The sequence below is a fragment of the Methylobacterium sp. J-076 genome (genome assembly GCF_022829405.1).
Lineage (GTDB): Bacteria > Pseudomonadota > Alphaproteobacteria > Rhizobiales > Beijerinckiaceae > Methylobacterium.
In genome coordinates, this window is sequence record NZ_JAKSXW010000115.1 from 139,510 (window position 1) to 159,835 (window position 20,326).

Genomic DNA, 20,326 nt, shown 5'->3' on the forward strand with positions numbered 1-20,326 from the left:
GGTCACCCCGCCGGGGCGCTGTCCTCGCGGATCCGGTAGCAGCCGACATAGAGCGCCGGCAGGAACAGCAGCGTCAGGAAGGTCGCGGCCAGGATGCCGCCGATCATCGCGAAGGCCATCGGCCCCCAGAACACCTCCCGGGCGATGGGGACGAGGCCGAGGCTGGCCGCAGCCGCCGTGAGCAGGATCGGCCGCATGCGGTGGTGGGTCGCCTCGTAGACCGCGTCCCAGGGCGCCTTGCCCTCCTGCCGGAACTCCTCGATCTGGCTCACCAGGATCACCGCGTTGCGCATGATGATGCCGACGAGGGCCAGGATGCCGAGGATCGCCACGAAGCCCATCGGCTTGTCGAACAGCAGCAGGGCGGGCACCACGCCGATCAGGCCGAGGGGGGCGACGGTGAAGACGAGGAACATCCGCCCGAAGCTCTGAAGCTGGATCATCAGCAGCGTGGCCATGGTCAGCAGCATCACCGGTATGACGCTGGCGATCGGACCCTGACCCTTGGCCGATTCCTCGACGGAACCGCCGGTGGCCAGGGTGAAGTCGGCGGGCAGCGCCTTCGCGAAGGCGTCGATGTCGGGTTTGAGGGCGTCGACGATGGTGGCGGGCTGGGTGGCGTCGCGGATCGTGGCCCGCACCGTCACCGTGGGCAGCCGGTCCCGCCGCCAGACGATGGGCTGTTCGAGCTCGTAGCCGATCCGGGCGAAGGCCAGCAGCGGCACGACCGAGCCGTTGGCGAGGCCGACCTGAAGGCTCTGCAGCGTATCCAGGGAGTTGCGCTCCGACGTCTGCGCCCGGCCGACCACGTCCACGAGGTAGATCGAATCGCGGACCTGGGTGATCGTCTGGCCGCCCTCGATCCCGTTCAGGATGCCGGCGATGTCCTGGCTGGTGACGCCGAGCTGGCGCGCCTTGTCCTGCAGGATGTGGACGCGCAGGACCTTGCCGGGCTCGTTCCAGTCGAAGGTCGGCACGTTGAGGCGCGGGTCCTTGCCGACCACGTTGGCGAGGTCCAGGGCGCGGCGGCGCACGTCCTGCACGTCCGGGCCGCTCAGCCGGTACTGCACCGGCCGGCCGACCGGCGGGCCGAGGTTGAGGGGCTGGACGAGGACGTCGGTGCCCACGAAGTCGCGCCGGCTGCGCTCCTGGAGCCGGGCGATCACGCGGTCCCGCACCTCGAGGGACTTCGTGATCATCACGATCTGCCCGAAGAAGGCGTTACTCAACTGCTGGTCGAGGGGAAGGTAGAAGCGCACCGCGCCCTGCCCGACATAGGACGACCAGCTCACCACGTCCGGGTCGTCCTTCAGCCCCGCCTCGAACCGGTCCATCTGGGCCTTCGTCTCGGCGATGGTGGCGTTCTGCGGCAGGGTCAGGTCGACCAGCACCTCCGGCCGGTCGGAGGACGGGAAGAACTGCTGCTGGACATGGCCCATGCCGACGACGGCCAGCGCCATCAGGCCGATGCACGCGGCCACCGTCGTCCAGCGCCAGCGCATGGCCACGCGCAGGCTCGCCAGGAAGGCCCGGGTGAACAGGCCGCGCTTGTCGGCGTGGTGCTTCACGGATTTCGGCAGCAGGGTCACACCGATGAGCGGCGCGAACAGCACGGCCACGACCCACGACACGAGGAGCGAGGCCGCGATCACCACGAACAGCGAATAGGTGTATTCGCCGGCCCCCGAGCCGTTGAAGCCGATGGGCAGGAAGCCCGCCACCGTCACCAGCGTGCCGGTGAGCATCGGGAAGGCCGTCGAAGTATAGGCGTAGGTCGCGGCCTTCTTCAGGCTGTCCCCGAGTTCGAGACGCGCCACCATCATCTCGACGGTGATCATCGCGTCGTCCACCAGCAGGCCGAGGGCGATGATGAGCGCGCCCAGCGAGATGCGCTGGAGCGTCACGTCCATCACCTGCATCACCACGAAGACGATGGCGAGCACCAGGGGAATCGAGACCGACACCACCAGACCGGCGCGGATGCCGAGGCTGACGAAGCTCACCGCCAGGACGATCACCACCGCCTCGACCAGCGCCTCGGTGAAGCCGCCGACCGCCTCCTCCACGATGCGCGGCTGGTCGGAGACGAGGTGCACCTCGACGCCCAGCGGCAGCCCGGCCTCGATGCCGCGGATGCGCGCCTTCAGGGCCTCGCCGAAATGCAGGAGGTTGGCCCCCGGCCGCATGGCGATGGCGAGCCCCAGCGCCGGCTTGCCGTTCACCCGGAACATCGGCGCGGGCGGGTCCTCGTAGCCGCGGGTGATCTGCGCGATGTCGGCGAGGCGGAAGAAGCGGTCGTTGACGCGCAGGTTGACGTCCTGCAGCGACGCCTCCGACGCGAAGGAGCCGCTGACCCGCAGGGAGATCCGCTCGGGCCCGGCCTGGACGACGCCGGAGGCCGAGACGGCGTTCTGCGCCTGCAGCGCCTTCACCAGGGCCTGGAGGTCGATGCCGTAGCCGGCGAGCTTGCGGGGGGAGAAGTCGAGGAAGATCGTCTCGTTCTGCACGCCGAGGATCTGCGTCTTGCCGATGTCGGGCACCTTCAGGATCTCGGTGCGCACCGTCTCGACGTAGTCGCGCAGCTGCCGGTAGCTCATCCCGTCGGCGGAGAAGGCGTAGACGTTGCCGTAGACGTCGCCGAACTCGTCGTTGAAGAACGGCCCCAGCACGCCGGACGGGAAATCGCCCTTGATGTCGCCGAGGCGCTTGCGCGTCTGGTAGAAGGCCGGCTGCACCTCGGACGGCTTCATCGTGTCGCGGAACTGCACGAACACCGTGGTCTGGCCGGGCGTCGTGTAACTGCGGACGAAGTCGAGCCCGTTGAGCTGCTGCAGCTCCTTCTCGATCCGGTCGGTGACCTGATCGAGGGTGTCGGTGAGGGTGGCGCCGGGCCAGCTCGCCTGCACGACCATCGTCTTGATGGTGAAGGGCGGGTCCTCCTCGCGGCCGAGGCGGCCATAGGCCATCACCCCCGCGATCAGGCAGACACCCATCAGGAACCAGACCAAGGAGCGGTGCCGGAGCGCCCAGTCCGAAAGATTGAAGTCCTTCACGATTCTACCGATCCCGAACCGTCACTCGGCGGCGGAGGCGAGGCGCACGGCCTGCCCGTCGCGGATGGAATGGACGCCCGCCACCACGACGCGCTCGCCCGGGCGGAGCCCGTCCGACACGGCGATCTCCCCCTCGTTCTCCGGGGCCGGGCCGAGGGTCACGTCCCGGCGGGAGACGGAACGCCCGTCCGCCGCCACGACCCAGACCGAGCGCCGCTCCCCCTCGGCCAGGAGCGCGGAGGACGGGAGCAGGAAACGGCGGGGCACGCTCCGGCTGAGGGAGACGTTGATCATCGCGCCGAGGCGGAAGGCCGGGCCGGGCTGTTCGAGGGTCATGCGGATGCGCCGCGTCCGGGTGCCGGCTTCGGCGAAGGGCGCGGTCTCGCGCACCCGCCCGCGGACGCGCAGCTCCGGTGCGCTCTGCAGCGAGACCGTGAAGACGCCGTCGGCGGGCATGGCGCCGACGAGGGCTTCCGGGATGTCCACCACCGCGTCCCGGGCATCGGGCCGGGCCACGGTGACAACGCCCTGGCCGGCGGTGAGCACCTGCCCGATTTCGGCGAGGCGCTGGGTCACCACCCCGTCGAACTCCGCCTTCAGGGCGGTGTAGCCCATCTGGTCCCGGGCCTTCTGGAGGCTCGCCTCGGCCTGGATGAGGCGGGCGCGGGCGGTATCCCGGCGGGACACCGCCTGATCGAGGGAGGACTGGCTGACGGCGTTGCCGGCCACGAGCCGCCGGGTGCGCGCCTCGGCGGAAGTGGCGTTCTCGGCCTGCCCGCGGGCGTCGGCGAGGTCGGCCTCGGCGCGGGTGAGGTCGAACCGCGTCACCACCGGATCGAGGGCGGCGAGGCGCTGGCCCTGCTTCACGAGATCGCCGATGGTGACGTCCCGCGCGACCATGCGGCCGGGGATCTGGAAGCCGAGCTGCGACTGGTAGCGCGGCTCGACGGTGCCGGTGAAGGGACCGAAGATGACGGCGTCGCTCGGCTGGGCGACCCGCGTCAGCACCGGCCGGATCGGCGCCGCCTCCTGGTCCTGCTCCTGCGGCTTGCAGGCGCCGAGGGCGAGGGCGAGGGCGCCGAGGGCCAGGGCCCGGTGAGAGGGGCTGGTCATCGGCGCTGACCCGCCGCGGCGGCTCCCTGGAAGGCGGCCCCGTCGAGCGCGATGGCCGCGACGGGCTGGCCGGGCCGCAGGAACTGGATGCCCGCCACCACCACGTGCTCGCCGGGCTCGACGCCGGATTTCAGCGTGATGACGTTCGGCCCGTACTGGGCGATGACGACCTTGCGGACGTCCACCGTCCCCGTGCCCGGGTCGTAGACCCAGACCGCCGGCTCGTCGGCGTAGCGGTAGAGGGCGGACCAGGGGAGCACCACGACGTCCTGCGGCAGGGAGTGCCCGCGCCCGACCACCACCGCCCCGAGGGCCATGGCGGGCGGGGTCGATTCGAGACCGATCTTGACGCGGACGGTGCCGCTCGACGCGTCCACCGTGGGCGAGATCTCCCGAATCGTCCCCCTGATCGCCACCTGTGGATCGGCCTGGAGCGAGACATCGACGGTCTTGTCGCCCAGCGGCCGGGCCGTCAGGGCCTCGTAGACGTTGAAGACCGCGTCCCGGGGGCCGTCCTGGGCGAGGACGAGGACGGTCTGGCCCGATTGGACCACCTGCCCCACCTCGAAATCGCGGCGGGTGACGATTCCCGGAATGCCCGCGCGCAGCTCCGTGTAGCTGAACTGCTCCTGCGCCGTGCCGAGGGCCGCCTTCGCCGAATCGAGGGTGGCCTGGGCCGTGCGCAGCTCCTGCTCCGCGTTGTCGTAGCTCGGACGCGTCGTGAAGCCCCCGCCGAGGAGTTCCTTCTGCCGGTCGAAGGTGAGCTTGGCCTGCGTCAGCTGCGCCTCGGCGGAGGACACGGCGGCGCGGGCGTTGTCGAGGTTGGCGCGCTGGGTCAGCGGCTCCAGCTCGGCCAGGACCTGATCGGCGGCCACGTGGTCTCCGACTTCGACGACCCGCTTGGCGACCTTGCCGTTGGTCCGGAACGAGACGTTCACCAGCGCCTGGGCCTGGATATCGCCGCTGAAGACGACATCCTCCGCGAGCGCGGTGCGGTGAGCCTCGACGACGCGCACCCGGAGCCGGCCCGCCTCGTCCGGCGCGGCCGAGGCCGCGGTGAGCAGCGGGGCCAGGAGACAGGCGGCGATGGCGACACGGGGGCGGTGGCGAAGGGGCATGGCATCTGCGGCGGCGCGGCGGGCACCGGTCGGACCGGCACCGTGGCGCTTCTCTAATCCAATCGCTACATACCGTCCAGTCGGTAGCTAAGGATCGTCATGCCGGAGAAGCGGAAGCGGCTCGTCGAACGACCGGAGATCATCCTCGACGCGGCGGACGCCGTGCTCCTCAGCCGGGGGGCGCGGGGCCTGACGATCGATGCGGTGGCGGCCGAGGCTAAGCTCAGCAAGGGCGGCGTGCTGCACCACTTCGCCTCCAAGGACGCGCTGGTGGTCGCCCTGGTGGCCCGCAAGCTCGCCACCCTGCGGGCGGGCATCGCCGCATGCGAGGAGGCGCAGCCGCCGGAGGGCAAGAGCCCGTCGCGGGCGATGGTCACGCATTTCCGGCAATCCCTGTGCGAGGAAGACGAGATCTCCCGCGCCCTGCTCCTCGCCTCGGTGGAGAATCGCGCGGCCCTGGCGGACTATCAGGACTTCGCCCGGGAGCGGCTCGCCCGCCTCGCCGCGGCGGAGGGCGGGTTCGGGCCGGGATCTGTGCTGTTCTTCGCCATCGTCGGGATCTCCATGGGGCGGGCGCTGGGCTTCCACCACTTCGCCCCGGAGGAGTTGGACGACGTGTTCGCGGCCCTGGACGGGATCGCGCAAACGGCCCCATCGCCCGCGGCGGATTGACGGGGGCGGGTTGCGGGCTCCCTCTGGCCTTCCGCGCCAGTTGCGCGCAAAGGCTTCCGGCGAGAATCCCGTCTGTCCGGAGCCCCCGATGGATATCGCCACCCTCGCCCCCTACGCCCGGCAGGTTCTGGAGGAGGCCACGCTCCCCGAACTGCCGAACCACTACCGGGGCAAGGTTCGGGACAACTACGACCTGCCGGACGGGCGCCGCATCCTCATCACCTCGGACCGGATCAGCGCCTTCGACGTCGCCCTGGCGGCGATCCCCTTCAAGGGGCAGGTGCTGACCCAGACGGCCCGGTTCTGGTTCGAGCGCACGGGGGACATCTGCCCGAACCACGTCCTCGCCTATCCCGACCCCAACGTGGTGGTGGGGCGGCGGCTCGCGATCCTGCCGGTGGAGATCGTGGTGCGGGGCTACCTCGCGGGCACGACCTCGACCTCGATCCTCACCCGCTACAGGGCGGGCGAGCGCGAGATGTACGGTCACCGCCTGCCGGACGGGATGGCGCCGCACCAGAAGCTCGACCGGCCGCTGATCACACCCACCACCAAGGCCGGGCACGGGGACCACGACGAGCCCCTGACCGAGGCCGAGATCCTCGGGCGCGGCCTGCTGACGCCCGAGCAATGGCGCACCGTGAGCGAGGCCGCCCTGGGCCTGTTCGCCCGCGGGCAGGACATCGCGGCGGAGCGCGGGCTGATCCTCGCCGACACCAAGTACGAGTTCGGCCTCGACGGCGACGGGCGCATCGTCCTGGCCGACGAGATCCACACCCCCGACAGCAGCCGCTACTGGTTCGCCCAGAGCTATCCGGACCGCTTCGCCGCCGGTGCGAGCCCGGAGAGCTTCGACAAGGACTTCATGCGCAACTGGGTCGTGGCCCGCTGCGACCCCTACAAGGACCCGATCCCGGAGATTCCCGCCGAGGTGATCCTGGAGACAGCGGCGGTCTACATCCGCGCCTTCGAGACCATCACCGGCCAGCCCTTCGCCCTGCCCGATCCGGCGGAGATCCCCCTGGACCGCATCCGCCGGAACATCGCGGCGTATCTCGCCGGGGGACGAGAGTGAGGCGACCGACGGCTGCGGGACGGCCCCGGACCTAGCCGGCTGGCGCCGTCGGGGGGCGCCGCCCTGCACCGGGCCGGTGCCGACGGAGGGAGGCTCGACGGCCCTCAGCGCAAAGCGTGACGGAACCGGAAGCCGGCTGTGCGATTGTGCCGCCAGGCTTGTCGCTCCCGCGGCGGGCCGCCATGCCCTCCGACCCGGTGGCGCCTCCGGCCATGTCCTCCGCTTCCGCCGTCGTGAGACCCGGACACTTCGCCCTGGCCCTCGCCGTGGCGTGGGTGACCCTGTTCGCGTTCTACCTCATGTTCGCTGGCTCGGTCAGCCTGAACGAGGCGGGGACGGGTGCGGCGGCGGCCACCCTCGCCTGCATCTGGTGGGCGTTCGGCGGACGGCGCGGCGGCATGCGCTTCTCCGGCTGGCCCAGCGCCCTCGGGCCCCTGTGGCGGGCGACCGTCGGCCTGCCCGCCGCGACGGCGAAAGTCGCCGGGCAACTCGCCCGCGCCGCGATCCGGGGGGCGCCCCCCGGCACCGTGGACTACGAGCGCGACGCCGACAGCGCCTGGGCCACCGCCGAGGCCCCGGCCGAGCGGGCCCTCGGCCTGATCGCGGCCTCCCTGGCGCCGGACAGCTACGTGCTGCGGGAGAAGGGCGGCGACGCCGGCATCGTCACCCATTCCCTGGCGCCGCAGGAGGCCCGCCCGTGAGCGTGTGGACGATCGCCCTCCTCGCCCTGATGCCGCCCCTGGTGCTGGCGGTGGCCCTGACGTGGCGCGGGCGGCCGGGGCAGCGCCTCGCCGCCTACCAGCTCGCCGGGACGATCGGCGTCACCGTGCTGACGCTCCTCACCTTCGCCACCGACCAGGCGTCGGTCACCGACCTCGCCCTGACGCTCGTCCTCCTCACCCTGCCCGGCACCCTGCTGCTGTCCGTCTTCCTGGAGCGGTGGATATGAGCACCCTCGTCGGCGCCCTCCTGGCCCTCACCGTCGGCGTGACGTGGCTGTCGGCCCTCGCGATCCTGCGCATGCCCCGGGCCCTAGACCGCTTCCACGCCACCTCGTTCCTGAACGTCGCCACCGGCGTCTGCGTCACCGCCGTGAGCTTCGCCGCGGACGGGGTGTCCGACCGCTCGCTGAAAGTCCTGCTGATGATGGTGCTGCTCGTCGCCTTCGGCGCGGTGCTGTCCCACGCCGCCGGCCGGGCGGTGCTGCTGCGGGAAGGGCGCTCGGCGTGAGCGTCCTCATCCCCCTCCTGTTCCTCATCACCGCCGTCTCCGGCACGGCGATCGTGCTGATCCGCGACCCGAGCCGGCAGATCTTCGCCATCGCCGCCAACGGCATCGTGCTGACGATCCTGTTCACCGCCCTCCAGGCCCCCGACGTCGCCCTGTCCGAACTCGCCGTGGGCGGGGCCGCGGTGCCGCTCCTGTTCCTCGTCGCCCTGATGGCCGTGCGGGCCGGCACCGCAGACCAGGAATCCGGGGGCGACGGACGATGAGCCCCCGCCTGCGCCTCACCCTCCTCGGGGCGGCCCTGGCCGGCCTGCTCCCCGGCGCCGTCGCGGTGATCGGCCGCCTGCCGGAATTCGGCGCGACCATCGCGGCCTACGGCGAGCGGATCAACGCCATCGTGCCCGCCGAGCGGCACGTCGCCAACATGGTCAGCGCCATCAACTTCGACCTGCGCGGCCTCGATACCCTGGGCGAGGAGTTCATGCTGCTTGCCGCCATCACCGGCACGGTGGTGCTGTTGCGCGGCCGGCGCGGCGAGGAGACCACCGACCGGGCCATGCGCCTGCCGGGCCGGGCGATCCTGCCCCGCTCGGAGGCGGTGGTGCTCACCTGCCGCCTCGTCGGCCCCCTGCTCATGCTGTTCGGCCTCTACATCGTCGTCCACGCGACGGTGACGCCGGGCGGCGGTTTCCAGGGCGGCGTGATCCTCGCCTCCGGCACCCTGCTCGCCTATCTCGGCGAGGGCTATGCGGGCTGGCGGGACGTGGTGCGCAGCCACTGGCTCGACGCCATGGAGGGCGGGGGCGCCTTCCTGTTCGTGCTGTGCGGCCTCGCGCCGATGCTGACCGGCGCGGCCTTCATGCAGAACGTGCTGCCCCTCGGGACCTTCCGCGACCTGTATTCCGGCGGCCTGATGCTCATCGAGAATGCCGGCGTGGCGCTCGCCGTCTGTGGCGGGTTCACGCAGCTCTTCCTGGAGTTCTTGGAGGAGACGCGGGAATCCGCGGGCCCGGAAGAATCGGGAGAGGACTCCGCGTGACTTGGCTGCCCTACGCCGTCGCCGCCTGGCTGTTCGCCGCCGGGCTCTACGGTCTCGCCTCGAGCCGGAACCTGATCCACCTCGTGGGCTGCCTGTCGGTGTGCCAGTCCGCGACCTACGTCCTGCTGCTCGGCCTCGGCTACCGCTGGGGCAGCATCGCGCCGATCTTCTACGACCACCCGCCCGGGACCCCCGCCGTGGACCCGGTGATGCAGGCTCTCGTCCTCACCGACATCGTCGTCGGCGCCACGCTGACCGCCCTGCTCCTCGTCCTCACCGTGCAGATCTTCAAGCGCAGCGGCACCCTCGACCCCGAGCACCTGCGGCCGATCCGCCGCCGGGGTGCCAAGTGAGCGCCGCCCTGCTCCCGGGCTGGCCGGCCGCCGCCCTCGTGCCCCTGCCGGTCGCCATCCCCCTGGCGGTCTGCGCGGGGCTGCTGGCCACCGCCCATTTCCTGCCCAAGCGCCTGCCCGACATCCTCGCCGCCGTCACCGCCCTCGTGGTGAGCGGCCTCTGCGCGTGGCTCGCCGTCCGGGCCGGCGACGGCACGGTGGATTACTGGTTCGGCGGCTGGGAGCCCCGCCAGGGCGTCGCCCTCGGCATCGGCTTCTCGGTCGATGCGGCGAGCGGCTGGATCGCCGCCTTCATCGGGCTGCTCTACGCCCTGGCCTTCGTCTTCGCCTGGGGGTTCTTCGCCCACACCCACGGGCATTTCCAGATCCTGATGCTGCTGTTCCTGGCGGCGATGGTGGGCTTCTGCTTCACCCGTGACCTGTTCAACCTGTTCGTCTGGTTCGAGGTGATGAGCGTGGCGGCCTTCGCCCTCACCGCCTACCATCTCGAGGAATCCGCGCTGACGGGCGCCCTGAACTTCACGGTCGTCAACAGCCTCGCGGGCTTCCTGATGCTCGGCGGGATCGGCCTGCTCTACGCCCGGGCCGAGACCCTCGACTTCGCCGGCATCGCGGCGTCCGTCGCCCATTCCGGCCGCGACCCGGTGGTGGCCGGGGGCTTCTGCCTCGTCGCCGCCGCGCTGATGATCAAGGCCGCGGCGGTGCCGTTCCAGTTCTGGCTGGCCGACGCGCACACCGTGGCGCCGAGCCCGGTTTCGGTGATCTTCTCCGGGGCCATGGTGTCGCTCGGCGTCTTCGGCCTCGCCAAGCTCTCGGCCTTCGTCTTCGCCGGCTCGGGCCAGATCCGGGACACCCTGCCCCCCCTGATGATCGGCCTCGGCGCGGTCGGCGCCGTCCTCGGCGGGTGGATGGCCCTGCTCCAGCGCCATCTCAAGCGGCTGCTGGCCTTCTCCACCATCTCCCATGCGGGGATCATGCTCACCGGAATCGGCGCCCTGTCGGCGGGCGGGACCGGGGGCCTCCTCGTCTACGTCGTCGGCCACGGGATGGTGAAGGGCGGCCTGTTCATGATCGCCGGCATCCTCCTGGCCACCCGCGCCAGCGTCGATGAGATCTCCCTGCGCGGCCTCGGCCGGGGCATCGGGCCGGCGGGCGCGGCGATGGCGGTGGCCGGGCTCCTCCTCGCCGGCCTGCCGGTGGGGCTGCTCGACCAGGGCTCGCGCCTCCTGCACGGCGCCTTGGAAGGCGCGCACCCCTACGCCCTGGCCGCCAACCTCGTCGGCGCGGCCCTGACCGGGGCGGCGGTGCTGCGCGCCGCCGGGCGGATCTTCCTCGGCCTCGGCGAGGACCCCGGCGACGAGGCCGGCGCGCCGAGCGAGGAGGAGCGGGAGAAGGCCGACCGGCCCCTCTGGCTGATGCTCGCCCCGTGCTGCGTCCTGCTCGCCGTCGACGTCGCCGTCCCGGCGGACTGGGTCCGCACCCTCGCGCCGCACGCGGTGGCGGCCTTCACCCGGCAGACGTTGACGGGCTCCCTCCACGAGGGACCGGCCTGGGCCGCGTGGGGCTCCGTCGCGGGCGCCCTCGTTCTCGCCGCCTACGCGCTGTTCCGGCAGCGCCTGCCCGGCGCCGTGGAGCGCCCCCTGAGCGTGGGCCAATCGCTGCCGGCGCGGGCCCTGGAAGGCCTGCACAGCGGGCTGATCGGCGACTACGTGGCGTGGCTCGCCGTCGGCCTCGCCCTCATCGCCGGGCTTCTGGCGCTCGCGTGACGCCCCGTCACGGGTGGGCGCCCCCGACGAGCTCGAACAGCAGGTCGTCGTAACCGACGACGAGCTGCGGATCGTCCGCCAGGAACCGGGCGATGCCCGCCCGCTGCGCCCGGGTGTAGTCCTGCCACGACCGGTCGTGGGACGTCAGGACATCGAGGAGGCGCCGTGTCCCGTCCGCGAGGTCATGGGCGTGATAGTAGTAGCCGAGGTCCTTCACGATCTCGGCGTTGTGCACCAGCGGATAGCCCTGCCAGCAGCATTCGAGGTAGAGATAGTTCAACGGCAGGCCCCATTGGTGGGACACTACCACGTCGGTGTATTCGGCCAGGAAGGTCGGCGTGGTCACCCGGCCGATGAAGCACGCCTTGTTGGCGTGGATCAGATCCAGATGATGCATCAGTGCCGCGAATTCGCGGTTGTCGTGGACGAATCGGTCCGAATTGGCGACGTACAGGAACCGGATCAGCTCGGGGTCCTCGCGGAAGGCCCGCTCGGCGATGAAGATCGGATAGAGACAGAACTTCAGGACGTCGATGTTCGGCTCCAGCACCGAGATGCGCTTGCCGCCGCTCGACGGCCTGTACTCGCCGGCATTGGGCAGGGCCTTCGTCGCGGCCTGGAGGGCCATCGGATCCCAGACGAAGGGCACCTCCCGGACGGGGCAGCGGCGCAGCGTCTCGAAGAAGCCGCGGTTCAGATCCCAGACCTGCGGGATCGCCCAGATGCAATCGTAATCCCGGTTGACATAGATCGAATCGTACAACTTCCTCTGGAAGATCATCGCCTCGATGTTTTGGACGTATTCCGGGCCGCAGCAATAGCTGACGATCTTCGTGCCCTGCTGCTTCAGGGCCGCGGTATGCTCCCAGTGGATCTGGCCGCCGAGCTCGATGAGCACGTCGAGGCCGGTCCAGCCCGCCTCGAACGGCATGGTGGGGAACCGGGTCCGATCCCAGGGCAGCGTGTCGGTGATCGGCACGGGGGTGGTGTTGAGGAGCCTGACCTCGTGCCGGTACCGCGAATTCAGGAACAGCTTGGCGAGATACAGGGCGTTCTGCTTGATGCCGTTGAGCCACAGGCTTTCGTCGGCCTCCCTGAGGCCGATCGTGATGCCGATTGTGAGGGAACGCCGCTTCACCGTCCGTCTCCCCCTCACAGGGCCTGCGCGAGGGGCCGGACCGGCTCCGGAGATTGGGCGGGCCGGTCCCCGTCGAAGAGGCCCGCGATCGCCTCGCTGTAGAGGCGGACATTGGCGTCCGACGTGGGATCGAGCCTCGCGAGGAGGTTGCGCCCGTCGGCGAGGTAGGTCTCGAGGTTGAGGTCGTGCTGCATGAAAGCCTGCAGCATCGCCCGCCCCCCGTCCTCGGGGTCGAAATCCGTGTAGCGATACCCGCAGCCGTCGATCAGCGCCGAATTGTGGATCAGGGGAAACCCGCCGTAGAGCGCCTCGTAGTACAGGTAGTTCTGCCCGTTCTCCCAGTGATGCGAGACGATGGCGTCGGCGAACGGGCCCATGATGTCGATGATCGGCAAACGCCCCTCGAAGCTGGCCATGCCGTTGTCGATGAGGTCGAGCGCCCGGGCGAACCGCACGAAGACGGCGTTCTCCCGCATGGCGTCGGTGTTGAAGACGCGCACCGTCTCCAGCAGGCTCGGCCGCATGCGGTAGGCCGCCTCGCAGGCGAGCAGGGGGATATGCGAGGTCTTCACCGAGCACAGGTTCGGCTCGAGGATCGCCACCCGCCAGCGCGCCCGCCCCGGCTGGTACCGGAAGGACAGTCCGCCGCCCCGCGCCGCCGCCGCACGCTCCAGCAGGAGTGGCGACCAGAGGTGCTGCATGATCCGGACCGGGGCGCGGTACCCCACTTCGTAATAGGTGGCGCAGGTGCGCGCGAAGGCGGGCAGCGTCCAGACCTCGTGGTAGGGCACACCCGAGAACAGCAGGCCGGGCGGCAGTTTGAACGCCATCCGCTCCGCATCGATGATGAAATCGTTCGCCACCCGCATGGCCACGATCCGGCCGCCCCGGGCGACGAAGGCCCTGCCCCACTCCCCATCGAACTGCGCCGACAGCTCGATGACCACGTCGAGCGTCTCCATCGCATCCGCCATCGTGATGACGTCGGTCTCGGCGCTCGCGAGGAACTGCGTGGCCTTTGCAGGGTCGCCGGGGCCCGCCGCGACGACGCAGCACCATTCGATCAGCGGGGATGCCTTCAGGGTCTGCAGCAGGAAAAAGCAGTTCTGGAAGATGCCGTTCTCCCAGATCGTCTGGCGCTCGTCCCTCAGGAAGAGCGTGACGCCGACCCGGAGGCGCGAATGACCACGCCCCTTCTTCCCCGCGGAGGCTTTCACCGCCTTCGTCACGCCGACCTCCGCCTATCCGCCGTGTTCACCAGCGACAGCAAACGCCGGGCATAATGGTCGACGTTCGACCGCGCCGTGGGGGAGAGACTGTCGATCACGCCTTTCGCACGACGGGTATAGTGGTCGAGATCGCGATCATGCGTCTCGACGGCCGTCACGATGGCCTGCGCTCCGGCGGCGATGTCCGATGCTTAGTAGTAGTATCCGACATCCCTGAAGATCGTCGAGTTGTGCACCAGCGGGTACGCCCCGTGCAGCGCATCGAGGTACACATAGTTCTGCGGGCAATTGATCTGATGGCTGACCACGAGGTTATTCCCCCGCCCCATCACGTGGGCGAAGTAATCGCGCCCGGTGATATGCGCCTTGCCGGCCTGATACGTCGCCAAGCCCTGCACGAGATGGACGAAGGACGGGTGACCCGTCAGCGCGTCGCCGTTCAGGAAGGTCACCCCCTCGATGGCCCCCGGCGATGCCCGCTCCACCGCATCGCAAATCATCAGGGGGATGAGCCCCATCTTGATGGGCGAGATGTTCGGCTCGAAGATCGCGGGGCGGATGGCACCGGTCTTCAGCGAGCCCCGGCGGTATCCGAACAGGGACGCCCCCTCGGGATCCCGCGGCACCGTCTGCTCCAGGAACCGCGGCGACCAGAGATAGGGGACCTCGTGGACCGGGCAGCGGTGCACCATCCGCAGCATCGGCGCGAAGACCATGTCCTTCGCCAGGAGCCAGATTTCCTCGCACCTCTGGGCGTCGATGAAGAATCCCTCGCGGTCGAAGACCGTCGGCTCGATCAGCGCGACATAGGGCTGCCCGCACTGATGGATGACGAATTTGCCGCCCCGGAACCGGAAACGGCGGATCCATTCGACGTTGATGGCCCCGCCCATCTCGATCGCGACATCGAGGACATCGACGGCATCCGCGGCGGGGATCAGCGGAAACTGCTTGGCTTCCTCGTCGGACCCCTGCGGATGCGTCGGACGGTCACCGCAATTGAGCAGATAGACGCCTTCGACGAACGGGATTTCGTTCAGCAGCCTGGCGAAGTGATAGATGTTCTGGACGAGGCCGTTGTTCCAGACATGCTGCTTGTCGCCCGTCATGATCGAGACGCCGACGCGCATCGCGAATCCTTCGAATGGAGGTGCCGCAGGGCGGCGTAACGAGCGGTCGAGTGCCTTCGGAAAGGGCAGCGCGTGGGCCGAGTTCGTGGGAGCCGCGGAGTGCCCTGCGGACCTTCGACAGGTGCCGCCCCCCTCGCCTCCCCCGGGGCCATGCCGGCGGGCATCGCCCCGGGTCTCGGCCCTCAGCGTGTGGCGAGGAAGGCGATGGTGTTGCGGGCCTCCTGGAGGGCGTACTCCACGCGGATCTCCCCGATGCCGAGCCCCGTCCAGACGGCGAGCGCCGACGGCGCGCTGGCCATCTCCTGGGCGAAGGCATCGTCCATCTGCACCGTCGCCGTGCAGAGGGCCGGCTCGCAGCTGGCGTAATCGATATGGCGCGGGGCCGCCCGGCCGATCTGGAGCGTCACGCCCGCCTTGATGTCGACGGTCGTCGGCGTCTGCACGGCCAGGGTCGCGACGTTTCCGGTCTTGATGATGTTGAGGAACATGATCGGCCGCCGATCCTCAGCGCTCTTTAGGATCCCCATCTTCGCGATGCAGGTCCGGGGCGATCCATCCGTCGGCTGGGAAGCAGGTGACGGTCCAGCCCTGGAAATTCGTGGTCTCGCCGGGGGGCGCGGCGTTCGCCCCCTGCGCGGCGCCGGCAGGCCCGGCCGCCACGGATGTCGTCGGCACCGGAGGGGTCCGATCCTGGATCTTGGGCCGGATCCGCTCCGCCTGCGCCGGGGCCCGAAGCTGAGGAACCGCCTGCCTCGTCGGTGCCGCGACCGGCGCAGCGCCCTCGCGCCCCTGAGCCATGGCCTGGCCGGGCGCCGGCAGCGACGCAACGGACAGCGCCGCGACGGCGCACCCAAACAACATCGATCTATTCATGGCGAAAGCCTTTGTGATGACCACGTGGGATGGAGACAGGCGCCGCACTAGTGACCGTAGATCACGCGATAGCTGGCATCTTTGGCCGGATCGTTGATCTCACCCGCCTTGCTGTCGACGCGGATGCATTTGTGGGTCTTCCCCGAACTGTCGCCGCAATCGATGATGTCGTAATTCGCTTCGCTCTTATTTTTTGACATGAATGAGGAAACATTCGTGTAGCTGAGAAGGAAAATGTTGCACGACAGTACGACGAAGATCAGAAAAAGGATGTTTTGTTTCAAGCTGTTGAGCATGTTGCTCTCCTGTCCGGAGCAGGTACCGAGAGGGCCTAGGTGCGGACGATCTGCGCCGTCCGACACCGCTTTTCCGTGCCGCGCCACTGCGACCTCGGACACGACCCGACTGCCGCGGACGCTTTCTGCTCGAAACGACCGCATTCATACGGTGTCGCGACCAGTCATCGTCGATTGATGTCGATATTTGACCGTCACCGCGCCGAATCACGGCATTGCTTATCCGTATTCACAGCTCTCCTTGGGCTACCAAACCTTGGTGCTCTCGGCCAAGCTGGCTGCGAACCCGCGCCCGGATATGGTGAGTTCCCGCACTTGTGGCGGCGGCTTCGTCGGCTTCTTCTTCCCAACACCGCGGCCTACAGGCTCTTTTGGCGGCGCAAAGATGTGTACTCCTTCACCGGCGTTGAGGATGTAAACGATCTTCGGATCGAGGGGAAACATATACTTGCAGGTGTCGCTGCAAATCATGGGGTTCACGATCTGCGAAAACTCAACCTTCACAACCTTCCCGTCGACTTTGCCGAGCGAGGACGATTCGACCAAGATTGGCTTGCCGTGCCCGATCTCTTGCGGGATCGAGACCATCATCGCCGGAATACCGGCATCCGTCGTCGCGATCAGCACCGAACCAGCCGCCAACCCATTATGATCAGCGATCGTTGACAGTAGATTACACACCCGTCGCTTGATCTTGATGATCTGCTGACATTTTGCGTATCAGTCCTCGAACTTGAACTCGCGTCCCTCGACCTCCCCATCTTTGAAGATAGTCGTGTCGATGGCGGGAGTCGCGACCGCATCCTGTGCCCTGGCGAATCCTACCGGCGCGATCAGCATCGCTAGCGCCAGATATTGCAGAATTCGTCGTGCTCTCATGCCGCTGCTTAGCATGATCGATCCGGCGAGTACAGCGTCCGGGATTATATTATGTCCCTAAACGTCCTATACTACTGGTTGCATACTGATAAGAGAACGTAACTGCGCGTGTATCATCGAGGTGATCTAACAGCTCACCCGTGATGGGGGCCGGAACGAGCGTCCCGGCCCCCTCCTCGTCACCAGCTGTAGGTCAGGCCACCCGCGACGCCGAGCTTGTTGACGGTCGGCGTGTAGGACACCGACGCCGTGCCGCGCCACGCCCCGTCCTCCGACGTGAACCCGTAACCGACCGCCATCGCGCCCTGGTTGTCGTAGTAACCACCGCCGATACCGATGCTCTGGGAGCCCGGACGATCGGTGAAGCGCATCTGGCTCATGGCGAAGGCCGAGGCCACGCCGCCAGAAGCGATGCTGCGGTTTCGGGTGATCTGCGTCTGCAGGTGCGCCGTCACTTGGTTCATGTTGTTCTGGAGCGACGTGAGCCCCGTATCGAGGGCGCTGATAGCGCCACCGACACTCTCGTAGCTCGCACCCTGGACCCGGTAGGACGGAGCCGAGAATTGGCCCGTCGCGCCGTTGAAGGTCGAGCCACCCCCCAGCGCTGAGGCGAGGCTGTTCCCGAGGGCGAAAATCTGCCCCCCGTTGATCGCGTCGGTGGATTCCGCCGTGACCTTGCCCGCCGCCACGTTGTGCAGGACGACCGGACCGGTTCCCGACCCGGGCTGGAGGTAGAGTTCGTTCGGGGAGGTTTGGCCCGTGGCCGGTGCCGAGGGCGAACTTCCGTAGCGGAGCGGGCCATACTGCCCGTTCGCCAGGCTGCTCGACAGAGCCGCCACCGAACTGTTCGTACCGATCAGCCCGGTCGAGAGGGATGCCACGCCGGTCGAGAGAGTGCCGACGGTGCTGTTGGTGGTGTTCAGCCCCGTCGAGAGGGACGCGATGGAGCTGTTGCTGGACGTGACGCCGCTCGAGATCACCGCGACGGTGCTGTTCGTCGAGCTCAGGCCGGTGGAGAGGGACGCCACCGAGCTGTTGGTCCCGCTCAGGCCCGTGGACAGGGAGGCCACGCCGCCGCCGCCGGGGCCGGCGCCGCCATTCGACAGCTGGGAGACGCTCGTGGAGAGCGAGGCCACCGAGTTGGTCGTCACGAGCAGGCCGGTCGAGAGCGACGTGATCTGCGTGAGCGTCGTCGAGGCCACGGCGTAGAGCTGGCTGCCGTTCACCGCGTCGGTGGATGTCGCGGTGACCCGCCCGGCGGCGACGTTCTGGATCACCCGTTCGTTGCCGACCGAGCCCACCGAGAAGGCCCCCACGGGGCTGGTGCCCGCGAAGCCGCCGTAAGTGGTGTTCCCGAGCACGAGCGCCGAGTAGCTCACCACCGCGGATGTCGTCGCTCCGTCGCCGATGGCGACGCTGCGGGACATCGAGGCCGTGGCCCCCACGCCGATCGCGATGCCCCTCGTCGCGCTGCTCCGGACGTTGGCCTGGTCGCCGAGGGCGATCGAGCCGGTCGTCAGGGCATTGGACTTGTTGCCGAGGGACAGGCTGCCCTGTCCCACCGCGACCGCATTGTTGCCGACCGCGATGGCGCCGTCGGCATTCGCCCCGGCGGCCGTGCCGTCGGAGGAGGCAATGCTGTCCAGGCCCATCGCGACCGCGCCCTGGCCATAGGCATAGTTCGGATCGCCGATCGCGACGGCCCCTGCCCCCCTGGCGACATTGCGCGAGCCGATGGACACCGCCGAACCCGTGGAGGTGCCGCTCGCCGTCGCGCCGACGCCGATGGCCACATCGTTGCTGCTCGCGGCCACAGCCTCGCCGCCGATGGCGATGCTGTTCGTCCCCCGGGCCTGCGCGGCGGCCACGGCATTGCTGCCGATCGCCGTCGCGCCGGCGGCCGACGCGTTCGCGTTGGTGCCGAACGCCGTCGTGTAGTCCTGTGTCGCCAGCGCGTTCGCGCCCACGGCGAGACTGCTCGAGCCCTGCGCGCTCGCCCCCATGCCGAGGGCGATCGCCGTGACGCTGCCGCCCGCCGAGCTCCAGTTGGTCATCATGGCGGCGACGTCGCTTCGGACGGTGAAGAGCTGGCCGCCGGTCACCACATCCGTCGAGGTCGCACTCACCGTCCCCGCCGCCACGTTGGTGATCTTCTTCAGACCGCTGGAGCCACGGCTCGCGTCATAGGCTCCGGTTGTGGAGTCGTACTGAAGCGCGTCCTGGCTCAGTGTCGCGACGCTGGTCGAGAGCGAGGCGACCGAGCTGTTCGTGTTGCTCAACCCCGTCGAGAGGGACATCACCCCCGACACGCCACCGGTGTTGATGGCGGTCGAGAGGGACGCGACCGAGCTGTTCGTATTGTAGAGCTGGCTGCCGTTGACCGCATCCGTCGAGTTTGCGGTGAGGGCACCGGCTGCCACGTTCGTGATCCTCTGCGGCGTACCGTTGAAGCGGCCCGCATCGAACGCCTGCAGCGTCGAATTCCACTGCAGGCTATCGCGCTGAAGACCTGCCACCGAGGTGCTCACCGCGCTCACACCGGTGGACAGCGAGAGCACCCCCGTCGAGAGCGAGACGATCGAACTGTTCGCGACAAACAAGCCGGTCGACAGCGATCCGATATTTGTCGAGAGCACCGCGACCGAACTGTCCGTCGCACTCAGGCCCGTCGAGAGCGAACCGACCCCGGTCGACAGGGAACCGAACCCGGTCGAGAGGGACCCGACGCTGGTCGAGAGAGAGCCGACCGTGCTCGTCGTGCCGGATAGGCCCGTCGACAGGGAGCCGACGCCCGTCGAGAGGGACGCGATCGAGCTGCCTGTTGCACTCAGGCCGGTCGAGAGCGAGCCGACACCCGTGGAGAGGGACCCGACCATGCTCGTCGTGCCGGACAGACCCGTCGAGAGGGACCCGACCCCGGTCGAGAGGGATGCGATCGAGCTACCCGCCGCACTCAACCCAGTCGACAGCGAACCCACACCTGTGGAGAGGGACGCAATCGAGCTGCCCGCTGCGCTCAACCCAGTCGAGAGCGAACCCACACCGGTCGAAAGGGACCCGACCATGCTCGTCGTGCCCGACAGGCCCGTCGAGAGGGACCCGACCCCAGTCGACAAGGACGCGATCGAGCTGCCCGCCGCGCTCAACCCAGTCGACAGCGAACCCACACCTGTGGAGAGGGACGCAATCGAGCTGCCCGCTGCGCTCAAGCCGGTTGAGAGCGAGCCCACCCCGGTCGAGAGAGAGCCGACCATGCTCGTCGTGCCGGAAAGGCCCGTCGAGAGGGAGCCGACACCGGTCGACAGGGACGCGATCGAGCTGCCCGCCGCACTCAACCCAGTCGAGAGCGACCCAACACCCGTCGA

Annotated in this window: 19 protein-coding genes and 2 pseudogenes; 10 read left to right on the forward strand and 11 right to left on the reverse strand. The window is 69.1% G+C overall.

What is annotated here, in order from left to right; translation table 11 throughout:
• Nucleotides 1-2 precede the first annotated feature (2 nt).
• Genes MKK53_RS10965 through MKK53_RS10975 form a run of 3 tightly spaced genes read right to left on the reverse strand, consistent with a single transcriptional unit; the run spans nt 3 to nt 5,284 of the window.
• Nucleotides 3-3,053 (reverse strand): efflux RND transporter permease subunit, encoded by a 3,051-nt coding sequence (locus MKK53_RS10965; protein ID WP_313901541.1) that lies wholly within the window; start codon nt 3,051-3,053, stop codon nt 3-5.
• A gap of 21 nt (nt 3,054-3,074) precedes the next feature.
• Nucleotides 3,075-4,166: an efflux RND transporter periplasmic adaptor subunit gene (locus tag MKK53_RS10970; protein ID WP_243928726.1), complete on the reverse strand. Its 1,092-nt coding sequence runs from the start codon at nt 4,164-4,166 to the stop codon at nt 3,075-3,077.
• On the reverse strand, nt 4,163-5,284 hold the full coding sequence (locus MKK53_RS10975; RefSeq protein WP_243928727.1) for an efflux RND transporter periplasmic adaptor subunit: 1,122 nt from the start codon (nt 5,282-5,284) through the stop codon (nt 4,163-4,165). Before MKK53_RS10975 ends, MKK53_RS10970 begins: the two co-directional genes overlap by 4 nt.
• Nucleotides 5,285-5,383: 99 nt before the next feature.
• On the opposite strand from MKK53_RS10975, the gene MKK53_RS10980 reads away from it, so the two are divergent.
• The 9 genes from MKK53_RS10980 to MKK53_RS11020 all read left to right on the forward strand — a co-directional run bounded on the left by MKK53_RS10980 (nt 5,384) and on the right by MKK53_RS11020 (nt 11,416).
• Nucleotides 5,384-5,956, forward strand: a complete 573-nt coding sequence (locus MKK53_RS10980) for a TetR/AcrR family transcriptional regulator (protein WP_243928728.1) — start codon at nt 5,384-5,386, stop codon at nt 5,954-5,956.
• A gap of 88 nt (nt 5,957-6,044) precedes the next feature.
• On the forward strand, nt 6,045-7,031 hold the full coding sequence (locus tag MKK53_RS10985) for a phosphoribosylaminoimidazolesuccinocarboxamide synthase (protein WP_243928729.1): 987 nt from the start codon (nt 6,045-6,047) through the stop codon (nt 7,029-7,031).
• 233 nt (nt 7,032-7,264) lie between these two features.
• Nucleotides 7,265-7,732, forward strand: a complete 468-nt coding sequence (locus MKK53_RS10990; protein WP_243928730.1) for a hypothetical protein — start codon at nt 7,265-7,267, stop codon at nt 7,730-7,732.
• Nucleotides 7,729-7,980, forward strand: coding sequence for a monovalent cation/H+ antiporter complex subunit F (locus MKK53_RS10995; RefSeq protein WP_243928731.1), 252 nt, complete (start codon nt 7,729-7,731; stop codon nt 7,978-7,980). Before MKK53_RS10990 ends, MKK53_RS10995 begins: the two co-directional genes overlap by 4 nt.
• Entirely contained in the window at nt 7,977-8,261 is a 285-nt protein-coding gene (locus tag MKK53_RS11000) for a monovalent cation/H(+) antiporter subunit G (RefSeq protein WP_243928732.1), read from the forward strand. The genes MKK53_RS10995 and MKK53_RS11000 overlap by 4 nt, the downstream gene beginning before the upstream one ends.
• Nucleotides 8,258-8,524, forward strand: coding sequence for a Na(+)/H(+) antiporter subunit B (locus tag MKK53_RS11005; RefSeq protein ID WP_243928733.1), 267 nt, complete (start codon nt 8,258-8,260; stop codon nt 8,522-8,524). The genes MKK53_RS11000 and MKK53_RS11005 overlap by 4 nt, the downstream gene beginning before the upstream one ends.
• Nucleotides 8,521-9,297: an MnhB domain-containing protein gene (locus tag MKK53_RS11010; protein WP_243928734.1), complete on the forward strand. Its 777-nt coding sequence runs from the start codon at nt 8,521-8,523 to the stop codon at nt 9,295-9,297. The genes MKK53_RS11005 and MKK53_RS11010 overlap by 4 nt, the downstream gene beginning before the upstream one ends.
• Nucleotides 9,294-9,650 (forward strand): sodium:proton antiporter, encoded by a 357-nt coding sequence (locus tag MKK53_RS11015; RefSeq protein ID WP_243928735.1) that lies wholly within the window; start codon nt 9,294-9,296, stop codon nt 9,648-9,650. The genes MKK53_RS11010 and MKK53_RS11015 overlap by 4 nt, the downstream gene beginning before the upstream one ends.
• Nucleotides 9,647-11,416: a complex I subunit 5 family protein gene (locus MKK53_RS11020; protein ID WP_243928736.1), complete on the forward strand. Its 1,770-nt coding sequence runs from the start codon at nt 9,647-9,649 to the stop codon at nt 11,414-11,416. Before MKK53_RS11015 ends, MKK53_RS11020 begins: the two co-directional genes overlap by 4 nt.
• A gap of 7 nt (nt 11,417-11,423) precedes the next feature.
• Here the strand turns inward: MKK53_RS11020 and MKK53_RS11025 are convergent, their stop codons facing one another.
• From MKK53_RS11025 to MKK53_RS11060, 8 genes and pseudogenes are all read right to left on the reverse strand, one after another.
• Complete coding sequence (locus MKK53_RS11025) at nt 11,424-12,554, reverse strand: DUF2827 domain-containing protein (protein ID WP_243928737.1); 1,131 nt, start codon at nt 12,552-12,554, stop codon at nt 11,424-11,426.
• A gap of 14 nt (nt 12,555-12,568) precedes the next feature.
• Nucleotides 12,569-13,783, reverse strand: coding sequence for a DUF2827 domain-containing protein (locus tag MKK53_RS11030; RefSeq protein WP_243928738.1), 1,215 nt, complete (start codon nt 13,781-13,783; stop codon nt 12,569-12,571).
• Nucleotides 13,780-14,913 (reverse strand): annotated as a pseudogene (locus tag MKK53_RS11035) (DUF2827 family protein). The gene MKK53_RS11030 and the pseudogene MKK53_RS11035 overlap by 4 nt, the downstream one beginning before the upstream one ends.
• Before the next feature lie 182 nt (nt 14,914-15,095).
• On the reverse strand, nt 15,096-15,767 hold the full coding sequence (locus MKK53_RS25405; protein WP_313901542.1) for an invasion associated locus B family protein: 672 nt from the start codon (nt 15,765-15,767) through the stop codon (nt 15,096-15,098).
• A gap of 66 nt (nt 15,768-15,833) precedes the next feature.
• On the reverse strand, nt 15,834-16,184 hold the full coding sequence (locus tag MKK53_RS11045; protein ID WP_243928740.1) for a hypothetical protein: 351 nt from the start codon (nt 16,182-16,184) through the stop codon (nt 15,834-15,836).
• Between the two features lie 144 nt (nt 16,185-16,328).
• The gene (locus tag MKK53_RS11050; protein ID WP_243928741.1) at nt 16,329-16,709 is read right to left on the reverse strand and encodes a hypothetical protein; all 381 of its coding nucleotides are present in this window, start codon (nt 16,707-16,709) and stop codon (nt 16,329-16,331) included.
• Nucleotides 16,710-16,802: 93 nt separating this feature from the next.
• A complete protein-coding gene (locus MKK53_RS11055; RefSeq protein WP_243928742.1) occupies nt 16,803-16,976 on the reverse strand; it encodes a hypothetical protein in 174 nt (57 codons plus the stop codon).
• 164 nt (nt 16,977-17,140) lie between these two features.
• Nucleotides 17,141-19,477: a beta strand repeat-containing protein gene (locus tag MKK53_RS11060; RefSeq protein ID WP_243928743.1), complete on the reverse strand. Its 2,337-nt coding sequence runs from the start codon at nt 19,475-19,477 to the stop codon at nt 17,141-17,143.
• A 4-nt stretch (nt 19,478-19,481) separates the two neighbouring features.
• Between MKK53_RS11060 and MKK53_RS25565 the strand changes: the two are divergent.
• Nucleotides 19,482-20,326, forward strand: a pseudogene (locus tag MKK53_RS25565) (hypothetical protein); the annotation flags it as partial.